This is a genomic window from Eggerthella sp. 1_3_56FAA (genome assembly GCF_000185625.1).
GTDB lineage: Bacteria > Actinomycetota > Coriobacteriia > Coriobacteriales > Eggerthellaceae > Eggerthella > Eggerthella lenta.
In genome coordinates, this window is sequence record NZ_GL622580.1 from 192,738 (window position 1) to 211,426 (window position 18,689).

Sequence of the window (18,689 nt, forward strand, 5' to 3'; positions counted from 1 at the left end):
TCGGCAGCATCTCTTGTGTCGGATTCTTGCTCGAAAAATACGACGAGCAATCAAGCGGGGGGGGGGACCGCTTTCGCGAGTTTACGCTTCGCCCTCGTAATCTTCCTCGTAGTAATCCGGCTCGGGGACGAGGACGCACATGAGCAGCATCGCCACGATGGGAACGAGCGTGAACACGAGGTTGTTGAAGGACGGCATCCAGGTTGCTTGCCCCGACGCGACCCAAGCGGCCAGGACGATGCCCGCCAGCAGCAGAGCGCTCGCCACGAGCGTGCCCAGCACGGCGAACGCACGCGTCGGGCGCAGGCGGAAGGCCGACAGCGCACCCGTAGCCGCAATCCAGCTGATCACGATGCACCACAGCGCCGGCTGCATCAACAGACTGCCGATGCTGGCCTGCACGTCGAGCCCCGCAGAGAACTGCCAGTTCGTCAGCGCGTCCCAACCAAGCAGGCTGTGCGACCCGCATGCGGCCAACATCACGCTGACCACCAGCGAGAACGCCAGCGCTCCGAACGCGCGCGCAGGCGGCAGGCAGAACCCGGCCACGAGCGGCGTCAGCTGGTTGCAGCCGAACGCCCCGGCAAGCGGCGGCACGAGCGTCGCGTTCGCATCGGCGTCGCCCAAACGCCCGGTGAAGTACCACCAGGCCGCCGTCGCCGCCAGCAGAACGCATCCTGCGGCGGGAGCGTTTCCGGCGATGAGCGCCGCCGATAACGCGAAGTATGCCAACAGCGCGCCGAGATGCGGCTTCAACGCTCCCGCCAACGTCACGAGCGCGAACAGCCCCCAGAACAGCGGGTTGGCGAATCCGCTGGTCTGCGGCAGATTCGCGAACGCCACGAACGCGACCGCCCCGCTGCCCAGCGCGCCCGCCGCATGCGCCGCCACCGTGCGCTGCAGCGGCGTGATGCGCTCGCGGAGCGGCACATACGGAACAGGTGGCGCGGTCTCGGTTTCCTCTTCCTCCTCATCGTCGGCGTGACCGACGATGACGGAGAGCTCGCGCACGCCGCGCTTCGGATCGCCCAGGAACGGCTCCAGCTCCTCCGCGAAATCGGCGACCGTCGCGTAGCGCTCTTCCCGGTCGGGGTCGAGCGCGAAGAAGATCACGTCGTCGACGGCGGGGTCCAGCTCGTCCCAGCACAGCGACGGCAGCACCAGCTCCGCATCTTCGATAACAGCTTCAGCGCGCTCGAGATCGGGTGCCAGAAACGGGTTCTCGCCCGCCAGCATCTCGTACGTCAGCGACGCCAACGCCCATTCGTCGCAGCGCACGTCGAGGTTCTCCTGGCGCATCTGCTCCAGGGGCATGTACCCGATGGTTCCTCCGCCGGCCGCGCCGTAGCCGGACGCGTCGGCCAGCGTGGCCAGGCCGAAATCGGTGACTTTCACCTGGCCTTGATGGTTGATCAGCACGTTGTCGGGCTTGATGTCGAGGTGCAGCACCTGGTTGGCGTGCGCCACCTCCAACGCGTGAGACACCGACGCGAACACGGCAGCCACCACATCCAATGTGAGACGGTCGGCGTGACGATGCAGCAGCTCGGTGAGCGTGACGCCTTCGACGTACTCCATGATGAGGTAGGCGGTGGACTCCTGCACCTCGAAATCGTACACCGCGACGATGCTCGCATCCGACAGCATTGCCGCGGTGCGCGCCTCGTCCAAGCCGGGAACGTGCGCGAGAGAATGTACCAGCGGCCCGTCGCCTACCAGGTCAAACACCGAAGTCGCATCCCCTTCGGCTTCGTCGGCATCGTTGAAAACGGGATCGTCTTCCCAGGGAAGCGGCTCGTGCTGCGGCGCGCGCTGCGCGACGGCGTTCGCCCCTGGAAGCGCCGCGCGCGCGGCGTCCACCTCATCCAGCTCGATGCATTTGATGGCCACCTTGCGTTGGATGCGCGTGTCCCACGCCACCCGCACGGTGCCGAAGCCGCCGGCTTTCGCTTCGCCGATGGGTCGATACCGGTTCAATATGAGCTGTCGATCGCGTGCCATGCGCCTATTATAGGGCAGGCGGCCGCAGATGCCCACGCGAGCTGCCGCAACGCATGCCTTGCGCAAAAACCTTAACCCCTATGTGCAGCAAAATCGAGTTTTTGGCAGTGATCGCTCGCATTCGCCGGCTCCAAAAGCACGCGGAAGAGCCCTGGCAAGCCGTCAGCGAAAGAAACCGCAGGTCGCGTTTTGCCCATGTCGCTTGAGAATCAAGCAAGACTGCCAAAAGCTCGATTTTGCTGCACATAGCGCTGAAGAATTATGCGACAGCGAGGGCGACAAGCAGCGAGCAGCGAGCAGCGAGCAGCGAGCAGCGAGCAGCGAGCAGCGAGCAGCGAGCAGCGAGCAGCGAGCAGCGAGCAGCGAGCAGCGAGCAGCGAGCACATCATAGCGCAAGCAACTGCGCCTCGCTCCGCCCCAACAGCCGCGAGACTCAGAACGCAGCCTCGAGAGGCTCGCTCACGCGCACGCGCTCCTGGCCGCGTTCAAGCTCGGTGATCTTGAGCAGCAGGGGCTCCTGCGTGCCGTCGAGCATGCGCAGGCGCAGGGTGACCGCATCGTCGTACACGGTATCGAGCACTTTCGCACCGCAGTCCGACGCAATGCGCACGAGCTGGTCGTACTTGCCGTACGCCGCTCGCACTTCGATGTCCACGCACCGCGACACCACCACCAGCTCCGCCGCCTCGATGCCCGCCTGCGTGGCCTGCGTGTACGCGCGCACGAGGCCGCCCGTGCCCAGCAGCACCCCACCGAAATAGCGCGTGACCACCGTGATCACGTCGGTCAGCCCCGCGTGCTGGATCACCTCGAGCGTGGGAAGCCCCGCCGTCTTCTGAGGCTCGCCGTCGTCGGAATAGCGCACGCGCCCTTGCACGCCCGCGCCGCCCTCGCGCAGCACGTAGGCGTACACGTTGTGGCGCGCCATGCGGTTGGCCGCGCGGATCTCCTCGAGGAACGCCAGCGCTTCATCCTCGGTTTCGACATGCGCCAAACTAGCGATGAAGCGGCTCTTCTTCTCCTCGATCTCGGCGGTCGCCCGCCCCGCTATGGTGGTGTAGGAAGTCATGGGGAAAGTGTAGCAGACGCATAGCAGGGCAGCAAAAAACCCGCCGAAGCGGGTTTCTCAATTCAGATGGTGCGGGCGAGAGGACTTGAACCTCCATGGGGTTGCCCCCATACGGACCTGAACCGTACGCGTCTGCCAATTCCGCCACGCCCGCACAACAAAGGCTTCTTATCGAAGCGATTGAACATGATACCTGAGTTCATGGATCGTGACAAGGAGAAATTACACGTTCTTTGAATTTTTCTGAAAGCGTCGCAGCGCCGACCAAGCCGCGGGAACCAGAAGCGCCGTCGAGACAGCAAGCAGAACGAAGTCGATCGGGTCGCCGGTAACGTAGGTTTGCTGCAGGTTTCCCGCCAGCAGCTGCGGGCCCGCGTACAGGAAGTTGAACGCGGCGTGCACGGCGACGAGCGTCCACAAGTTGCGCGTTCCGAAGTACATCGCTGCCATGAACAGGCCGAACAAAGCGGCTTGCACGGGTTTGCACGCCGTTTGCGCAACCGCGACGAAATCGGCGGCCTGAACGGCCGAGGCAGCCTCGCCCAGCGACACGTGCAGCGCGCCGAACAGCACGGCCGACACGAGGGCCGCTCGCAGCATGCCGCGTCGGCCTCCTCCCAACGCCGGAGCGAACGCATCGAGCGCCAGCACCCGGAAGACGCCCTCCTCGAACACAGCGGTCAGGAGGCAAAGCGCGACCACTTGCATCACGTGCAACGGGGAGGCGTCCAAAGCGGCCCCTTGCGGTTGCACGACCAGCGACGCGAGGCCCACAGCCAAACCCACGGCCAGCACGTACAAGGCCCACGCGAGCAAACCGCGCCCGTCGCAAAGGCGCGGCGCGCGCAAAGCCCGCGGCCGCGATGCCGCCACAGCCGCAAGCGCGACCGCAGCTAGCGCCGCGCCCTGCGCGAGCGACCCGGCGAGGGTGTCGCCGGGGACCAGCGAGAAGCAGCACGCCGTTGCCACCAACGCCGCCACGAACACGGCGGCGCGATGGTTGCGCGCGCAACCGCCGTCCTCAAGCCCCATCGTGGAATTCGCGCGCGTCACGCAGCCTCATCGCCCTTTGCCATCGAATACATCGTATGCAGGCAGTATACTGGAACGCCATGAGCGTCACATCGAGCATATCAGCAGCTTCCCCGATGCGGGGCGTTTCCTCGTTCACGCTCAAAGTCGTGGCCATCGTCGGCATGACGTTCAACCACGCCTGCTACATTTTCTATCCCTACCTGCCCGCCGAGGCGTTGCTCCTGCTGTTCGGATTCGGCGGGCTCACCTTCCCCATCATGGCGTTTCTGCTGGTGGAAGGCTACCATCATACCTCGAACATCAAGCGGTACGCCGGTCGGTTGCTGGCGTTCGCGCTCGTCTCGCAGGTGCCGTACGGCCTGTTTCTGGCGCACAACCTCAACGTGCTGTTCACCCTGCTCATCGGCCTGGGAATTCTGTACTTGTACGACACTATGGAAAGCCGCGGCGGATTCTGGCTTGCTGCCGCAGCGCTGGTGACGGCCAGCGCGCTGTGCGACTGGGGGATCATCGGGCCGCTCATGATCCTCATGATGCGCGCGATCCCCGACCGGCGCCAACGCATCGTGTTGCCCCTGCTCGTGCCCATCCTGGGCAACGGCCTGCCGGCGCTCTCCGACTACATGGCAGCGTTCGATCCAGCGCTGCTGCCGTTCGCGCTGTATCCGCTGCTGGGTTGCACGGCCACCATCCCGCTGCTGCTCGCCTACAACGGCTCGCGCGGCCGCCCGATGAAGTGGCTGTTCTACGCATACTACCCCGCGCATATTCTGGTGCTGGGGTTGGCGAAGGGGTTGCTGCTGGGCGATTGGGGGCTGGGGCTGTAGAGGCTGACGCCGCACGGGATCCTTCGACTCCGGCGCTGCGCGTCTCCGCTCAGGATGACAGAGGACGGCTACTTCCAGTCGCTTCCCAACACCACGAGGAAATCGCTCTCGAACAGATACGATCCGTCGTTTTTCATGGCTTTTCCAACGCCAAGAGCATCCGCGATCTCCTGCGCGCGCGATGCCTTCGCCTCATCGTCGTAAATCACCAGCGTCTTAGGGTAGTCGAAGCTGTCGGCATTGCCCGACTCCACCGAATAGCCCAGTTCCTCGATGCGCTCGGACGCCTCGGTGCCTGCGCCGGTGATGCCGTTGCCGTTGCGCACCACCACGCTGCCCGTGCGCTTCGCTTTTTTCTGCGTGCCGTCCTCGTTCGTGCTGGAATGCGTCTGGCCGCTGCCGGTGGTTGCCAGCACGGTGTTCGACATCTCGTCGACGATGTCCTCGTCGGTGGGCGGAAGGCCCTGGTTAACGCGAGTCATCATTTTCTTCCATTCGTCGACGTTGTTGATTTCGTACCAGACGTCGTTGATGTACTTGGACGTAGTCGGCTCCATGGCCGAATAGATGTCGGTGGCCGGGTCGAGGCCCTGCATCGTCTGCGCGAGGCCGATGATGTCGGAAATCTCGAGATCCGTAGTCACGTATTGGGAAAGCGCCTGGACGGTGGATGCCATCGTGGCCACGTCGGCCGACAGGATTTTCTTCGCGATGGCGGACAGGACGAGACGCTGGTTCGCTGCACGGTAGGAGTCGCCGTCGCCGTACTCGTCGTAGGCATGGCGCGAACGACACAGGATGAGCGCCTGATCGCCGCTCAGCGTCTGCAGCCCGGCATCCAGATGGCCGCCGGCATCCTCGTCGTCGATCTCCATCGGAACATCCACTTCGACGCCGCCCAGCGCATCGACAATGTCTTTGAAGCCGTCGAAGTTGATCTCGGCATAATGGGAAATGGGCACACCCGCCAACTTCGATACGGTTTTCACCGTGAGAGCGGCTCCGCCGATGGCATGTGCAGCGTTCAGCTTGTTCTGCCCGTATTCCCCCATGTCTACCAGGGTATCGCGGTGGATGGAGACGAGCGTCGCCTTCTTGTCCACCGGGTCGATGCGCGCGAGGATGATGCTGTCGCTGCGGAACTGATCGCCGGCGAATTCCGCCGACGCTTCGCGGTCGTTCGACCCGTCGGTTCCCATGAGCAGGATATAGAACGGCTCGTTCGCCAAATCGGTTTCCACGAGCGCATTGCGCAGCTCGGCGCTGACGCCGTCGTGAAGGTTTCCCGAGAGTACGTTGTAGTACGCGAACGCAGCCCCCGCCCCGCCCAGCACCAGCACGCCCACAACGGCAAGCGCGATAACCAGCGTGCGGCGACGAGAGCGTGCGCGCGTGCGCTCGTAATCGGCTCGCGACACGCGGCGCGGCGTGGGAGCGGATTCGCCTTGAACGCTGGGGCGACGACCCGGTTCAGTCTGACGGGAGCGGCCGTACGAGGAGCGGGAAAAACGCTCGGTGCTCGCAGGGCGCCGTTGAGGGCTGCGTTTGTTGTCCATTGCGCCATTTTCGCGGCAGCGCTCTACCCGCGCAACCGCCTCCATCGGTTTACTAGGAAAAGCCCACAGGGCAGCGCAGCGGAAGCGGTGTCATCCCGAGCGAGCACCAGGTTGACGCCGCACCGGCGAGCTTCCCGCTACCTGTGCACTCCCAGCTTCTTGACCATGGCGTCGTTCGCATCTTGCTCGACGGCGTCGTCGAGCGGCGCCAACTCGATGGCCGGCTGGCCCGTTCGCGATGCGAAACGTTGGAGAGCGCGTGCGAGCAAATCGTCCGCAACCTCGGGGTTCTTCGCCAGCAGCGGGCCATGCAGATACGTGCCCACCACGTTCTTGTAGCGCACGCCGTCCTGCTTGTCGGCATCGTTGTTGCCGTGCCCCGTGGAAGACGCCACGGCGCCGAAGGGCTCGACGCCCGCGCCGAGGTGCGTGCGTCCCGCATGGTTCTCGTAACCCACGACAGGGCGCTTCGCCAGCGGCGAGGTCAGCACGATGTTGTCGATGAGCCGGTCGCCGGAGCCGCCCGCCGCACGCTCGGTGGTCATGTCGACGATGCCCAGGCCCTGCACCACCTCGTCGCCCAGCAGCCACTCGTGGCCGAGAATCTGGTAGCCGCCGCAGATGGCCAGCAAGACGCCGCCGTCCTCCACGTAGGCATGCAGCTGCTCGCGCATGTTCATGAGCTCGGCCGACGCCAGGCGCTGCTCGCGGTCGGGGCCGCCTCCCAGCATGACGAGGTCGACGCCGGAGAGGTCGATGGCCTGGCCGTGGTTGACGCGCTTGACCTCCACGGGGATGCCGCGCCAGCGCAGGCGCTGTTCGAGGATGCGCACGTTGCCACCGTCCCCGTACAGGTTGAGCAGGTCGGGGAAGAGGTGCGCGATGGTGAGGGAGGCGGCGGGCGCAGGAGTCTCCCCCTCTCCTGGCGCGGAGACGGAACGGTCGCCCCCACAGCCATCGCCCGCGCCATGGGGGCGGGGGAAGCCCTCATCCGTGCCATGCGGGTTGGCGGAATCCTCGGCCGCGGCGCCCGCCGCGCCGTGGCTGGTCAGCACCGCATGCACCGGGGGCAATGCGGTGTAGTTCGCGATCAGGTACGCGTTTTCTTCGGCCGACAGGCTGGCTATGCGCGCCAGCAGGTCCTCGGCATCCGCAACCACCTGCGATTCGATGCCGGCATACTTCAAGCGCACCTGCATGTCGTTCGCGCGCAAGCCGCCCGCGAACACGGTGAGCTTGGCCGGATCGTCCGCCAGCTCCTCGAAGTCGATATCCCACAGCCACGACACGTCGCGGCCATCGCCCTCCTTGTCGTTCACGAAGAAGGCTACCACCTTGTCACCCGCGTCCTGCGCCACGATCTTGAGGTTCTGATTGAAGCCGGTGGGGTTCTTCGCGAGGTTCAGCAGCACGCGCCGACCGGCGATGTCAAACGTTTGCAGGCGCCCGTTCTGCGGGTCGAAGGCGTCGATGGCCTTCTGCAACGCGGGAAGCGGGCAACCGGCGAGGCCGGCCGCGGCAGCGGTTGCCAGCAAGTTGTACACCATGTACGCGCCGGTGTACGGCGCGGCGATCGAACCCGCGGCTGCCCCCTCGCCGTCCCGACGCACGTCGAACGACAACCCGTTCAGGCCCAGCTTCACGCCCGTTGCCGCGAAGTCCAGGGCGGAACGCGCGAACCCGCAGGTGGGACACGAGAACGATCCCAGTTGCCCGTACTGGCGATAGTCGTATTCCAACATGGACGAGCAGCGCTGGCACATCTGCGCGTCGGCCACCGAATTCTGCGGCAGCCCCAGGTCCTCGTCCACGCCGAACGCGATGGAGGGGTTCGCCGCGCGCTCGGCGATGCGGACGCACAGCGGGTCGTCGGCGTTGTACACCAGCACCGTGTCCGGCGACTTCTCCAGCGCGCCCACGATGCTGTCCTGGATGCGGTCGATCTCGCCCACGCGGTCCAGCTGGTCGCGGAACAGGTTGAGCAGCACCACGTAGGTGGCCTGCAGCTGCGGCAGGATCTTCGCCAGCCACAGCTCGTCGCACTCGAACACGCCCCAATCCGACGGGCCGGCGTGCAGCAGCGACGTCGCCACGCCCGAGTCCAGGTTCGCGCCGGTCCGGTTGCACACCACGCGCTGGCCCGCCAGCTCAAGCGCGTCGGCCAGCAGGTTCGTCACCGTGGTCTTTCCGTTCGTTCCAACCACGCACACCGAGCCCTGCTCCAGCTTCGGCGCGAGGTCGGCAATGAGACGCGGATCCACGTACAGCGCGATTTTGCCCGGGAAGTTCGCGGCGGGACGGCGGAACACGTTTTTGAGACCCCACGTTGAAACGGCGCTGACGGCGCGCGCGCCGGCGAACTGCAAACCCATAGGTCATTCCTTTCGATCACGTTGCGTTCAGTATAGTGGTTCCACCGCACCCCGCACGCCGCCCCCGCCCGCACTGACACCCGCCCTCCATACAAATTTCAGGACGAGCAGCGCCAGCGCAAAGCTCACTCGTCACCCCTCGTCAACCTAACAGCCGCTTCAACCAAAAGAAGAACCGCGCCCCGATTTATCCTCAACTAAGCTTGATGCCGCTATACTGATGAGATAAGGTGATTGTGCAGCCGTCGGCCGAAGCACGCGGCCGCATGCACCCGGCGACCCAGGAAGGTTATGCCCGAACGCAATTACGACGACGCTTTTTTCCAGCATTCGAATGACGAGCGAGCTTCCCGTCGTTCCGATGAGTCGACTTCTCCAGGTTCACGACCACACCAGTACAACACCAGGCAAACCGCACGTTCCACTGCCGCCCGCTCCCGCCTGAACGCAACACAGCAGCAACCGCGCAATGCGGCATCCTACCAGAAACCAGGACGTTACCATCGACCGCCGGGCCCCGAACAACCGAGGCGGCGCGCTGTTGGAATCATTGCCAGCCTGCTCGTAGTGGCCGCTTTCGCCGTTGGAGGGTACTTCGTCGTGCAGAGCCTGCCTGCCTCCATAACCCTCAATGGAGCCAACCTGGAAGTAGGCGGTCACAAGACGTTGGAAGACGCGCTGCGCGCCAGCGGCATCAAGCCGAAACCCGGCGATTTCGTTGCCGTGGACGGCTCGGTGATCGAAGCAGGAAAGGGCGAGCCGTTTCACGCCACCGTCAACGGCGAAGTCGCTACCGACATGGATACGAAGCTGAACAACGGCGACGTGGTCGAACTGGGCGACGGCAGCGCCATCGAAGAGCCGAGCGAAACCGCCGAGGAAAGCATCCCCTACTCGATCGAAGAGGAAGGGCGCGGACCTATCCACGTGCTCGAGGGGCAAGGCGCCGACGGATTGAAGCGCACGAAAACCGGCTCGGTCTCCGGCCTGACGACGGAAGAAGTCGTGCAGGAGCCTTCCAACGTGGTGCGCCGAAACGTTTCGCCGCAGGTAGGCGAGGACAAAGTGGTGGCACTCACGTTCGACGACGGCCCCTGGCCCGAATCCACCGCCGCAGTGCTCGACGTGCTGGCCGACCAAGGGGCGAAGGCCACATTCTTCACCGTGGGCAATCGCATCGACGGAGAAGGCGTCGACCTCGTAAAGCGCGCAGCAGCCGAAGGCCATCAGATATGCTCGCACTCGTTCGACCACGCGGCGGGCGACGGTCAAAGCGTGAACCTCGGCTACATGACGCCTGAGGATCAGGTCGCCGAAGTGCAGAAGGGCTACGAAGCCATCGAAGCCGCCACCGGCGCCGAAGCCAGCCATGTATTCCGCACGCCGGGAGGCAACTACGGCGAAGGCGTCATGCGCAATGTCGGGCCGCTGATCAGCGCGGAAATCGGCTGGAACATCGACTCGCAAGACTGGCGCAAGCCCGGAGCCGCCGCCATCGCCAACCAGGTGAAAAACGCCTGGCCGGGCGCCATCGTGCTCATGCACGACGGAGGCGGCGACCGATCGCAAACGGTCGAGGCGCTCAAAGACGCGCTCCCCTATCTCAAGTCGCAGGGCTACCGCTTCGTCACCATGGACGAGCTGCTCGGCTATCCGCTCTCCTAAACCTCGCTTCTGCCGCTCGCCGGACGAAGGCCTCCTTTGATCTTCTTCGGGATCGTTCGCCGCGAGACGTCGTGCCTTTGGCGACAAACATCATCGAAACCACCTGTTTCCTCAACATAGACATTGCTATAGTAAAGTACGTGGGCCGCGCATGGGTGCGACCGTTTCAGAAAGAGGGGTCGGCGGTGCTTCATGGACGTTAGCCAAATCGTTGCCGTTGCTGTGTTCGTCGTGGTCATGATCACCATCATGACCGAGAAGCTGCACCGGTCGCTCGCGGCCATCACGGGCGCGATGATCGTGTTGGCCCTGCATGTCATGCCGTTCGACGCGGCCATGGAGCACATCGACTTCAATACCCTGGGCGTGCTGCTGGGCATGATGCTGTTCGTGTCGGTAGTGAAGCTGTCGGGTGTGTTCGAGTTCCTTGCCATCAAGTGCGCACGACTTGCAAAAGGCGACCCTTGGAAGATCATGCTACTGTTCGTGCTGCTCACGGCCGTACTTTCAGCATTCCTGGACAACGTGACCACCGTGCTGCTCATCGGGCCCATGACGCTGACCGTATGCAAACTGCTCGACGTCAACCCCATCCCGTTCTTCATGACCGAGATACTCGCGTCGAACATCGGAGGCACCGCAACGCTCATCGGCGATCCGCCCAACATCATGATCGGCTCGGCAGCCGGATACTCGTTCTTCGACTTCATCCTGTACGATGCGCCCGCCGTGGCGATTATCCTCGTCGCGATCCTCGGCGTGTTCTACGCGCTATACGGCCGCAAGATGAACGTGGACGACGAGCACAAGGCCCGCATCATGGAGCTGGACGAGCACGCGCAGATCAAGAACCGGCGGCTGCTGAAGCAAAGCGTGGTGATGACCGCCCTGGTGGTGGTCGGGTTCATGGCGCATGGCGCGTTGGGGCTGGAATCGTGCATTATCGCGCTAGGCGCCGCGGGCATCATCATGCTGATCTCGGGCGAAAGCATCGAGGAAGCGCTGTCGAACGTGGAGTGGACCACGCTGTCGTTCTTCGCCGGCCTGTTCGTCATCGTGGGCGCGCTGGCCGAGACCGGCGTCATCGGCATGCTGGCGAACGGGTTGATCGACGCAACCGGCGGCAACGTGTTCATCACCATGCTGGTGCTGCTCATCGGCTCGGCCGTGATCTCCAGCTTCCTGGACAACATCCCGTTCGTGGCCACGATGATCCCCATCCTGCTGGCCATGGAATCCACCGGCATGGACGTCACGCCGCTGTGGTGGGCCGTGTCGCTGGGCGCCTGCCTGGGCGGCAACGGCACGCTCATCGGCGCCAGCGCCAACGTGGTGCTGTCCGACATCAGCAAGAAGCACGGGTACGAGATCACGTTCGCGAAGTTCTTCAAGACCGGCTTCCCCATCATGCTGCTCACCATTTTGATAGCCGGCGTATACCTGGTGGTGCGCTTCCCTCCAGCGTAAGCGCACGGGCGCGAGGCGCAACCGACACGAGCGAAAAACTCGCCTCAACCCCTTGCAGGAGCGCGGGGGTTCGGATATACTGCTTACTCGCGCTTCGCTTAGAAGCCGTATGCCAACGTGGCTCAGCTGGTAGAGCAACGCACTCGTAATGCGTAGGTCAGCGGTTCGAATCCGCTCGTTGGCTCCAGAAAAAGAATGCAGGTCAGGCGATGAGAGTTGCCTGACCTGCTTTTGTTTCCGGAGTTTTTCTTTCAGCGCCCTGGAAGGAGATGAGCTCATGTCCAAAGCGAACGGCAGCGAGGCGCTCGTCGCTGAACAGCTCTCCAAAGATCGCGCCGTCATCGAGCTATGCAGACGATCGCTCGTCAACCATTTCGTAGTGCGGGACATGGATGCCGCCTTAGCTTATATGGCCGACGATGTTGAATGGCTGGGTCCGTTCAGCTGTCAAACCGCCTCGGACAAGAAGACCATGGAAGACATCCTACGACCCGAGTACAGCATACGGCTCGCATTGGCAGACGAGCGTTGGCGCGCCCGTAAACGCGCCAACACCTGGATCGTCTCGGCACGCTATACGCTGCTCGTCGTGTCGGCCGGCGGAGAGCGCAGCATGCCGTTCAAGCAACATGCTACCTACGTATGGGCCCCTACGCCGGACGGACCTCGCATCGTGCATCTGCACGTGTCGAACGCCACCGATGCGAACCCGCTCTTGCCTTCGCTCGATCCTGGCCAGAACGCCATCGAATTCCTGTACGAGCACTTCGATGCCCAGGGATCCGGCGCCGGCAAGCTCAGCTTCCGAGACACGGACGGAGACGTTCACGTTCTGCATCCCAACGAACTGTACGCTATAGAATCCGACGGTCCACGCTGCGTCATCAGGCATGCGCACGGAAAGTTCGCGGTGCGAGGCGCCTTGGCAAGCCTGGAAAAGGAACTGCCTGCAAAGGACTTCCTTCGCTTGCACCGCAGTTGTCTGGTGCATCGCGGGCGCATCGCCAGCATCGAGGATCATCAGGCGCTGCTCGACGACGGCTCCTCCTACCCCATCGCGGAGCGACGCAGCCGGGAGATCAAGCAATCGTTCGAACTGACCTTGTAGCACACCTCGTCGCGCGACGCCGACCTCTCCCGCGCAACATGCCAGAGCAATCTGCCGACCGCTGCGTTCGTTGCGTTTGAACGGGCATTCGTTCTCAGGGGATCGCTCTTTGCCGGCGGTTCGATCTATAATCCAGTGGTATATGGGGATTTCGGAATAGGAATGTTCCGCAATGCGATCGGAAGGGCGGCGATTCGATCATGATAGACGACGAAAAGCTCGCCGCCTGTTTTTCCGACAAAGGTATGGAGCTTGACGATGACGACCTCGACCAGGCATCGGGCGGTATTAGCTGCCCCGACCAGATCGTCTTCTTCTGCACCAGATGCCATGAAGCGAAAACGGTCACGAAAACCAGCAGCGCGCTGATATGCCCCGATTGCGGTACGCCGTTCGGAGCCTCAACTTCTCCGAATCCCGATCCAACGTAGGGAGAACCAAGGGACGGTACCGGCAATGGCAAGAGCGACGGGCGTTGAGAAGCCGTATGACAAGCTCTTCCACCGATGGGACTCTTCGAAAGAGGTCGTTCGTTTCGTTTGAAGGGGCGTTCGTTCCGCGCATCTGAAAATCGTCCTGCTACCCGGTTACAATCTCGCATGCTTCATTATTTCGACCCTGCCAATGAAAGAGGAACCGCATGTCGACGATACGCACGTTTGCACGATCCCATCCGCTGCTCGTAACCGCCGTCGGGCTCGCCATCGGACTGGCCGTGATCTGGTTCGTGCCATCCGACGGGTCTTTGGCGAACATGATGTTCATTCGCCTGGGATTGACCATCGTCATGTTCGCCATCATGGCCGTCGCGGCAGGATGCAACATCATCGTGCCCAACGCCAAAAGCATCGGCCTCTCGTTCAAGAAGTCTATCTACCCGTTGGTCGTAGCGCTGGTCATGGGCGTGTTCGTTCTGCTCGGCACCGCAATGAAAAACGAGGGGATGGTGTCCGACTGGCCCTTGCAGCTGGCGCTGGTCATCATGCTCTGCCTGCTTGTGGGCACGTTCGAAGAGGGCTTGTTCCGCGGCATCGTTTTCAGCGGGCTGCTGGCTCGTTTCGGCGAGACGCGTCGAGGTCTGATCGGAGCCGTGATAGTCTCATCGCTGATCTTCGGCTTCGTCCATGTGACGCCGTCCATCATGAACGGCCAAGTGGTCACCGGTTTGGACATGGCCCAAGCGGCGCTCAAAACCCTGCAAGCCGGCATCCTGGGCGCGTTTCTGGCCGCCCTGTTCCTGAAAACGCGTAACATCTGGGGCATCGCGCTGGTTCATGGCCTCAACGACCTTTTCGTGATGCTGGGCGACGCGCTTTTTTCCGGCACCACGTCCACCACGTACGTCAACAACGACGCGATGATGGCCAGCGCATCAGTCGTCATGTACGGGGTGTTCTTCCTGCTGTACATCCCCATCATCGTCTCGACGGTGCGCATGCTCAAGCAAGTCGAAGTCCCCTGCAAAGGCCCCTTTGCCGATAGGTGGTCTTGAGCGACTTTGAATCCGCGCGAAGCCCCAACGGCTTCGCGCGCTATCTTTACTCGCGAAAACGACCGCCTTTCCACCTAAGGTTCACGCTCTTTCTCGCGTTGCTGCGCTAACTCGGATCACCGTCCTTCTTCGTCCTCCTTACGCTTCCGCTAACGGAATAAGCGCCGAGCGTTACCGGTGGTACTATCGCCGGACGACCCGACCGAAGGCAACCGGAGGAGCGCGCCATGAAACCTTACTACGAAGGCTGGTACATGAAACAGCAGCAAGGCGAAGACGTGCTGGCCGTGATACCGGGGCGCGCGCAGGACTCCGCATTCATCCAGGTGGTCTCCAACCGCGGCTCGCGCTTCTTGCCGTACCCCCTGGAGGCGTTCGACCGCACCGACGGCAGCATGCGAATCGGCGACAGCTTGTTCACGCCGTACGGAATGCAGCTGCGCATCGACGAACCGGATTTCGAGTTGGTAGGAAGCGTTCGCTACGATCATCTGCTGCCGCTGCGCTCGGACATCATGGGGCCGTTCGCCTACGTGCCCATGGAAACGAAGCATACCGTGTTCAGCATGCGGCACCAGGTGACCGGATCGATCCGCCTCAACGGTGACGCGCTAGATATTCGCAACGGCATCGGCTATATGGAAGGCGACCGCGGCCACACGTTTCCCCGCAGCTATTTCTGGATGCAGTGCCTCGACGTTCGACAAGACGCCTCCGTCATGCTGGCCATCGCCGAAATACCGCTGGGTCCGATCCGCTTCACCGGCTGTATCGGCATAGTCGCGCTCGGCGAGACGGAATACCGCTTCGCCACGTACCGGGGCGTGCGCATCGTGGAGCATACGCCCACGATGGCGGAAGTGCGGCAGGGCGATATGAGCCTGCGGGTGGAGGTGCTTGACGATCGCGGGCACAAGCTGCAAGCACCCGCCCAGGGTCTGATGGATCGCACGATTCACGAAAGCCCTTCCGTACCCGCGCGTATCCGCTTCGTCAAGGGCGGCGAACCTCTTTTGGACGAGATGGAGTCCCAAACAAGCTACGAATTCGTTTCCCCCGCTTCGGCGTAGGGACCGGACGCCCCCTTTGCGTGCCTCGCGGAGCCGATCCCCGCCGCGTTCGCCCGCACGACGCTGGTATACTGGGCGTATCGAGCAACCTTCGCGAGAGAGGATGCACCATGCTGTACGACAATATTATGATCCCCTACGACGGATCGGCTTCGTCCAAAGCAGCCCTTGCGGAAGCGGTGCGGTTCGCGAAGGACGACCCCGGACTGACCCTTCGCATCGTCCAGATCATTGACACCGATCAGCTTGCCATCGACAAGCTGGAAGCCGAAGGGCGCGACGAACAGACCGTCGCCTCGTCGGCGATGCTCCAGAAAACCTACGAGGAGGTCACCGAGGAAGCCAGCAAGGCGCTGCATCGCGAAATAGACCCGCTGCTGAGCGGCCTCATGAACAAAGTGTACATCGAGCTTTTGCAGGAAACGCAGCCGGGCGGGCAAATCGTGACGTACGCCATCGACAACTTGTGCGACCTCATCGTCATGGGCTCGCGGGGTCTGGGCGCGTTGCGCGGCATTTTGGGCAGCGTCAGCAGCTACGTGCTGCGCAACGCCGACGTTCCGGTGCTCATCGTCAAGGAAGGCACGAACGAGTAGGACGAGCTGTCATCCCGAGCGAGCGGCGCCCAGGGGCTGTTGATGGTTTCTTGACATTCTCGTGCTATGCTCCTCCGTATATGCGCGGCAAGACGAATGCGGAGGAGCGAGAAGAACGTGAGCGAACAGAAAGCGGCCATCGAGCGGAACGGCGAGGCCACGCTGCTGGTGGTCGACGACGAGCCGGAAATCGTCGCGCTTTTGGACGAGTACTTCACGGGTTTAGGCTACCGCGTGCTCACCGCCGAAGACGGGGCAACCGCGCTCAAACGCGCCGAACAGAGCCCCGACCTCATCGTGCTGGACGTGGGCATGCCGCTTATGGACGGCTACGCCGTGTGCCGCCGCCTACGCGAGCATCTCACCTGCCCTATCCTGTTTCTCACCGCACACGTCGAGGACGTCGACGCGCTGGAGGGCTTTGAAGCCGGTGCCGACGACTACGTGCTGAAACCGTTCTCGTTAGCCGTGCTGGGAGCGCGCGTGAAGGCGCATCTTGCCCGCGACAACCGCCAGCACGTGCGCGCCGAAGTACGCTTCGACGGCGACATCGCCATCGACTACCGCTCGCGCACCGTGACAGCGGCCGGACGGCCGGTGGAGCTGACGCGGCGCGAGTTCGACATCGTCGCATTCCTGTCGAAGCATCCCGGCCAAGTGTTCGATCGCGACCGCATCCACGAGCGCGTAGGCGGTTGGGAAAACGAGAGCGATTCGCAGGTGGTGACCGAGCACATCCGGCGCATCCGCAAGAAGCTGGCCGCAGCGGGCGCCGAACCCGACCCGGTGGAAACGGTATGGGGCATGGGGTACCGATGGCGCGCGTAAGGGGCGCCGAACGCCTCGACGCCTTGCGGGCGCGTTGGCACCACGCGTCGCTCAAAACGTCGTTCATGGTGTACATGCTGGGGTTCTTGCTGCTGGCGCTGGTGATGTCCACGGTGACGGCCGGGATGTTCAGCGGATTGCAGCACCGGGTGATCGCAGACGCGTACGAAATCTCGGGGCTCTACCTCTACGATGCGCACAACCGGACGCTCGTTCCCGCGCGCGCCGTGGATATCGACGAGAACGGCAGCAGCGTGTTCGTTCAAACCGTGCGCGGCGAGATGACCGAGATGCCGCTGACAGACTTGTCGTCGCTCGTGGAGATCACTGACGCGAGCGATTACCAGTACTCGCCGGGGACGGCGTATCTGTATGGTTCCGCCAACGACGACGCACTCAGCGTCGAAACGCCCGAAGCGCCCGACCAAACCGAGCTCACGCCCGCCGAGCTGCCCGCCTATGACGCGAAAGCGCGCGATCGGTTCGATGCCTGGCTGGCTGCCAACCCTGATAGCCCCTACACGTCGTTCTTCGACGGAGACAGCCAGGACGGCAACACCGTCGGACTGCTCACTTCCGCAGTGGGTTACTACGTGAACACGCCCCCATCGGAGGAGGCGCAGGCGCTGTCCTCGGCACTCGAGCTGCTAACGTTCCTCATGTTCCCACTGTGGTTCGGCCTATGCATCTTCGCAGCGGCGCGGCGCTTCTTCGGCAAGCGCCTCCAACCTGGATTCGATGTGCTCGACCGAGCAGCGTCCAACATCGCCGAGCAGAACCTCGAGTTCTCCGTGTCGTACGATCGAGATGACGAGCTGGGCCATCTAGCTTCGTCGTTCGAAGCCATGCGCGCCTCGTTGGCCGAATCGCAGCGCGCGCTGTGGCGCACGGCCGAGGAGCGCAAGCGCCTGAACGCCGCGTTCGCGCACGACCTGCGCACGCCGCTCACCATCCTCAAGGGCAAGATCGAGCTGCTGGACGCGCACGTGCAGTCCGGCAACGTGCCCGCCGATCGCCTGACGGCCTCCGTCGCCTCGCTGGCCGCGCAGGTGGAACGCCTTGAGCGCTACGTCGCCGCTATGAGCGGGCTGCAAAAGCTGGAAGACCGCGCCGTCGTTGCGCGCCCGACCAGGTTCGACAGCGTGGCGGGCATGGTGGAGGACGCCGGAACGGGGCTTGCTGCGCACGCCGACCGGACCTTCGCGCTGTCGGTGAGCGCACGTTGCGACCGCGAGCGGCCAGAGCTATGCGTGGATCAGGCCATCGTGGGCGAGGTGGCCGAGAACCTGCTGAACAACGCCATGCGCTATGCGTCGTCCCAAGTGGACGCTCGCCTCGACGTGCGTGACGGCGCGCTGGTTCTCATGGTGGAAGACGACGGGCCGGGCTTTTCGAACGCCGCGCTCGAACGCGGTTGCGCGCCCTTCTTCAGCGAGGTGCCCTCGGCAGAGCATTTCGGCCTGGGGCTGAACATCGCGTCGCTCATGTGCGAGAAGCACGGCGGCGGCGTAACGCTGGAGAACCGCGAGGGGGGGGGAGGCGCGCGCGTGGTCGCGCGATTCTCCCTGGATTTCTGCGCCGAGTAGACAGTCGGTAGATATTT

At 63.4% G+C, this 18,689-nt stretch carries 15 protein-coding genes and 2 tRNA genes; 11 read left to right on the forward strand and 6 right to left on the reverse strand.

The window, feature by feature from the left end; all coding sequences use genetic code 11:
* Window positions 1–81: 81 nt before the first annotated feature.
* The 4 genes from HMPREF1023_RS06260 to HMPREF1023_RS06275 all read right to left on the reverse strand — a co-directional run bounded on the left by HMPREF1023_RS06260 (window position 82) and on the right by HMPREF1023_RS06275 (window position 4,123).
* A complete protein-coding gene (locus HMPREF1023_RS06260) occupies window positions 82–2,001 on the reverse strand; it encodes a serine/threonine-protein kinase (protein ID WP_081434225.1) in 1,920 nt (639 codons plus the stop codon).
* A gap of 433 nt (window positions 2,002–2,434) precedes the next feature.
* A complete protein-coding gene (locus HMPREF1023_RS06265; RefSeq protein WP_009305354.1) occupies window positions 2,435–3,070 on the reverse strand; it encodes a YigZ family protein in 636 nt (211 codons plus the stop codon).
* 67 nt (window positions 3,071–3,137) lie between these two features.
* Window positions 3,138–3,224, reverse strand: a tRNA-Leu gene (locus HMPREF1023_RS06270).
* 68 nt (window positions 3,225–3,292) lie between these two features.
* On the reverse strand, window positions 3,293–4,123 hold the full coding sequence (locus HMPREF1023_RS06275) for a CPBP family intramembrane glutamic endopeptidase (protein WP_009305355.1): 831 nt from the start codon (window positions 4,121–4,123) through the stop codon (window positions 3,293–3,295).
* 95 nt (window positions 4,124–4,218) lie between these two features.
* Between HMPREF1023_RS06275 and HMPREF1023_RS06280 the strand changes: the two genes are divergently transcribed.
* A complete protein-coding gene (locus tag HMPREF1023_RS06280) occupies window positions 4,219–4,932 on the forward strand; it encodes a TraX family protein (protein WP_009305356.1) in 714 nt (237 codons plus the stop codon).
* A 68-nt stretch (window positions 4,933–5,000) separates the two neighbouring features.
* Here HMPREF1023_RS06280 and HMPREF1023_RS06285 read toward each other — a convergent pair whose 3' ends face one another.
* Together HMPREF1023_RS06285 and HMPREF1023_RS06290 are read right to left on the reverse strand one after the other, a co-directional pair.
* A complete protein-coding gene (locus tag HMPREF1023_RS06285; RefSeq protein ID WP_009305357.1) occupies window positions 5,001–6,350 on the reverse strand; it encodes an LCP family protein in 1,350 nt (449 codons plus the stop codon).
* 275 nt (window positions 6,351–6,625) lie between these two features.
* Window positions 6,626–8,860, reverse strand: a complete 2,235-nt coding sequence (locus HMPREF1023_RS06290) for a MurT ligase domain-containing protein (RefSeq protein WP_009305358.1) — start codon at window positions 8,858–8,860, stop codon at window positions 6,626–6,628.
* Between the two features lie 600 nt (window positions 8,861–9,460).
* Between HMPREF1023_RS06290 and HMPREF1023_RS06295 the strand changes: the two genes are divergently transcribed.
* The 10 genes from HMPREF1023_RS06295 (at window position 9,461) to HMPREF1023_RS06340 (ending at window position 18,672) form a co-directional block, all read left to right on the forward strand.
* On the forward strand, window positions 9,461–10,525 hold the full coding sequence (locus HMPREF1023_RS06295; RefSeq protein WP_015761499.1) for a polysaccharide deacetylase family protein: 1,065 nt from the start codon (window positions 9,461–9,463) through the stop codon (window positions 10,523–10,525).
* 192 nt (window positions 10,526–10,717) lie between these two features.
* Window positions 10,718–11,992, forward strand: a complete 1,275-nt coding sequence (locus tag HMPREF1023_RS06300) for an ArsB/NhaD family transporter (RefSeq protein WP_009305360.1) — start codon at window positions 10,718–10,720, stop codon at window positions 11,990–11,992.
* 111 nt (window positions 11,993–12,103) lie between these two features.
* Window positions 12,104–12,179 (forward strand) — tRNA-Thr (locus HMPREF1023_RS06305).
* A gap of 90 nt (window positions 12,180–12,269) precedes the next feature.
* On the forward strand, window positions 12,270–13,100 hold the full coding sequence (locus HMPREF1023_RS06310) for a LytTR family transcriptional regulator DNA-binding domain-containing protein (RefSeq protein WP_009305361.1): 831 nt from the start codon (window positions 12,270–12,272) through the stop codon (window positions 13,098–13,100).
* Between the two features lie 200 nt (window positions 13,101–13,300).
* Window positions 13,301–13,531, forward strand: coding sequence for a hypothetical protein (locus tag HMPREF1023_RS06315; protein ID WP_009305362.1), 231 nt, complete (start codon window positions 13,301–13,303; stop codon window positions 13,529–13,531).
* Between the two features lie 209 nt (window positions 13,532–13,740).
* Window positions 13,741–14,592, forward strand: a complete 852-nt coding sequence (locus tag HMPREF1023_RS06320; RefSeq protein ID WP_009305363.1) for a CPBP family intramembrane glutamic endopeptidase — start codon at window positions 13,741–13,743, stop codon at window positions 14,590–14,592.
* Window positions 14,593–14,819: 227 nt separating this feature from the next.
* Window positions 14,820–15,662, forward strand: a complete 843-nt coding sequence (locus HMPREF1023_RS06325) for a stress response protein nst1 (protein WP_009305364.1) — start codon at window positions 14,820–14,822, stop codon at window positions 15,660–15,662.
* Window positions 15,663–15,772: 110 nt separating this feature from the next.
* Window positions 15,773–16,258, forward strand: coding sequence for a universal stress protein (locus HMPREF1023_RS06330; RefSeq protein WP_009305365.1), 486 nt, complete (start codon window positions 15,773–15,775; stop codon window positions 16,256–16,258).
* Window positions 16,259–16,375: 117 nt separating this feature from the next.
* Window positions 16,376–17,086 carry a response regulator transcription factor gene (locus HMPREF1023_RS06335; protein ID WP_035578827.1) on the forward strand — a complete coding sequence of 237 codons (711 nt, stop codon included), beginning with the start codon at window positions 16,376–16,378 and terminating at the stop codon, window positions 17,084–17,086.
* Window positions 17,074–18,672 carry a HAMP domain-containing sensor histidine kinase gene (locus tag HMPREF1023_RS06340; RefSeq protein WP_009305367.1) on the forward strand — a complete coding sequence of 533 codons (1,599 nt, stop codon included), beginning with the start codon at window positions 17,074–17,076 and terminating at the stop codon, window positions 18,670–18,672. The genes HMPREF1023_RS06335 and HMPREF1023_RS06340 overlap by 13 nt, the downstream gene beginning before the upstream one ends.
* Window positions 18,673–18,689 lie beyond the last annotated feature (17 nt).

Coding starts and splice junctions, on each gene's coding strand:
- HMPREF1023_RS06260 (WP_081434225.1), bottom strand. CDS start 2,001: ATGGCACGCGATCGACAGCTCATATTGAACCGGTATCGACCCATCGGC.
- HMPREF1023_RS06265 (WP_009305354.1), bottom strand. CDS start 3,070: ATGACTTCCTACACCACCATAGCGGGGCGGGCGACCGCCGAGATCGAG.
- HMPREF1023_RS06280 (WP_009305356.1), top strand. CDS start 4,219: ATGCGGGGCGTTTCCTCGTTCACGCTCAAAGTCGTGGCCATCGTCGGC.
- HMPREF1023_RS06290 (WP_009305358.1), bottom strand. CDS start 8,860: ATGGGTTTGCAGTTCGCCGGCGCGCGCGCCGTCAGCGCCGTTTCAACG.
- HMPREF1023_RS06300 (WP_009305360.1), top strand. CDS start 10,718: ATGGACGTTAGCCAAATCGTTGCCGTTGCTGTGTTCGTCGTGGTCATG.
- HMPREF1023_RS06310 (WP_009305361.1), top strand. CDS start 12,270: ATGTCCAAAGCGAACGGCAGCGAGGCGCTCGTCGCTGAACAGCTCTCC.
- HMPREF1023_RS06315 (WP_009305362.1), top strand. CDS start 13,301: ATGATAGACGACGAAAAGCTCGCCGCCTGTTTTTCCGACAAAGGTATG.
- HMPREF1023_RS06320 (WP_009305363.1), top strand. CDS start 13,741: ATGTCGACGATACGCACGTTTGCACGATCCCATCCGCTGCTCGTAACC.
- HMPREF1023_RS06325 (WP_009305364.1), top strand. CDS start 14,820: ATGAAACCTTACTACGAAGGCTGGTACATGAAACAGCAGCAAGGCGAA.
- HMPREF1023_RS06330 (WP_009305365.1), top strand. CDS start 15,773: ATGCTGTACGACAATATTATGATCCCCTACGACGGATCGGCTTCGTCC.
- HMPREF1023_RS06340 (WP_009305367.1), top strand. CDS start 17,074: ATGGCGCGCGTAAGGGGCGCCGAACGCCTCGACGCCTTGCGGGCGCGT.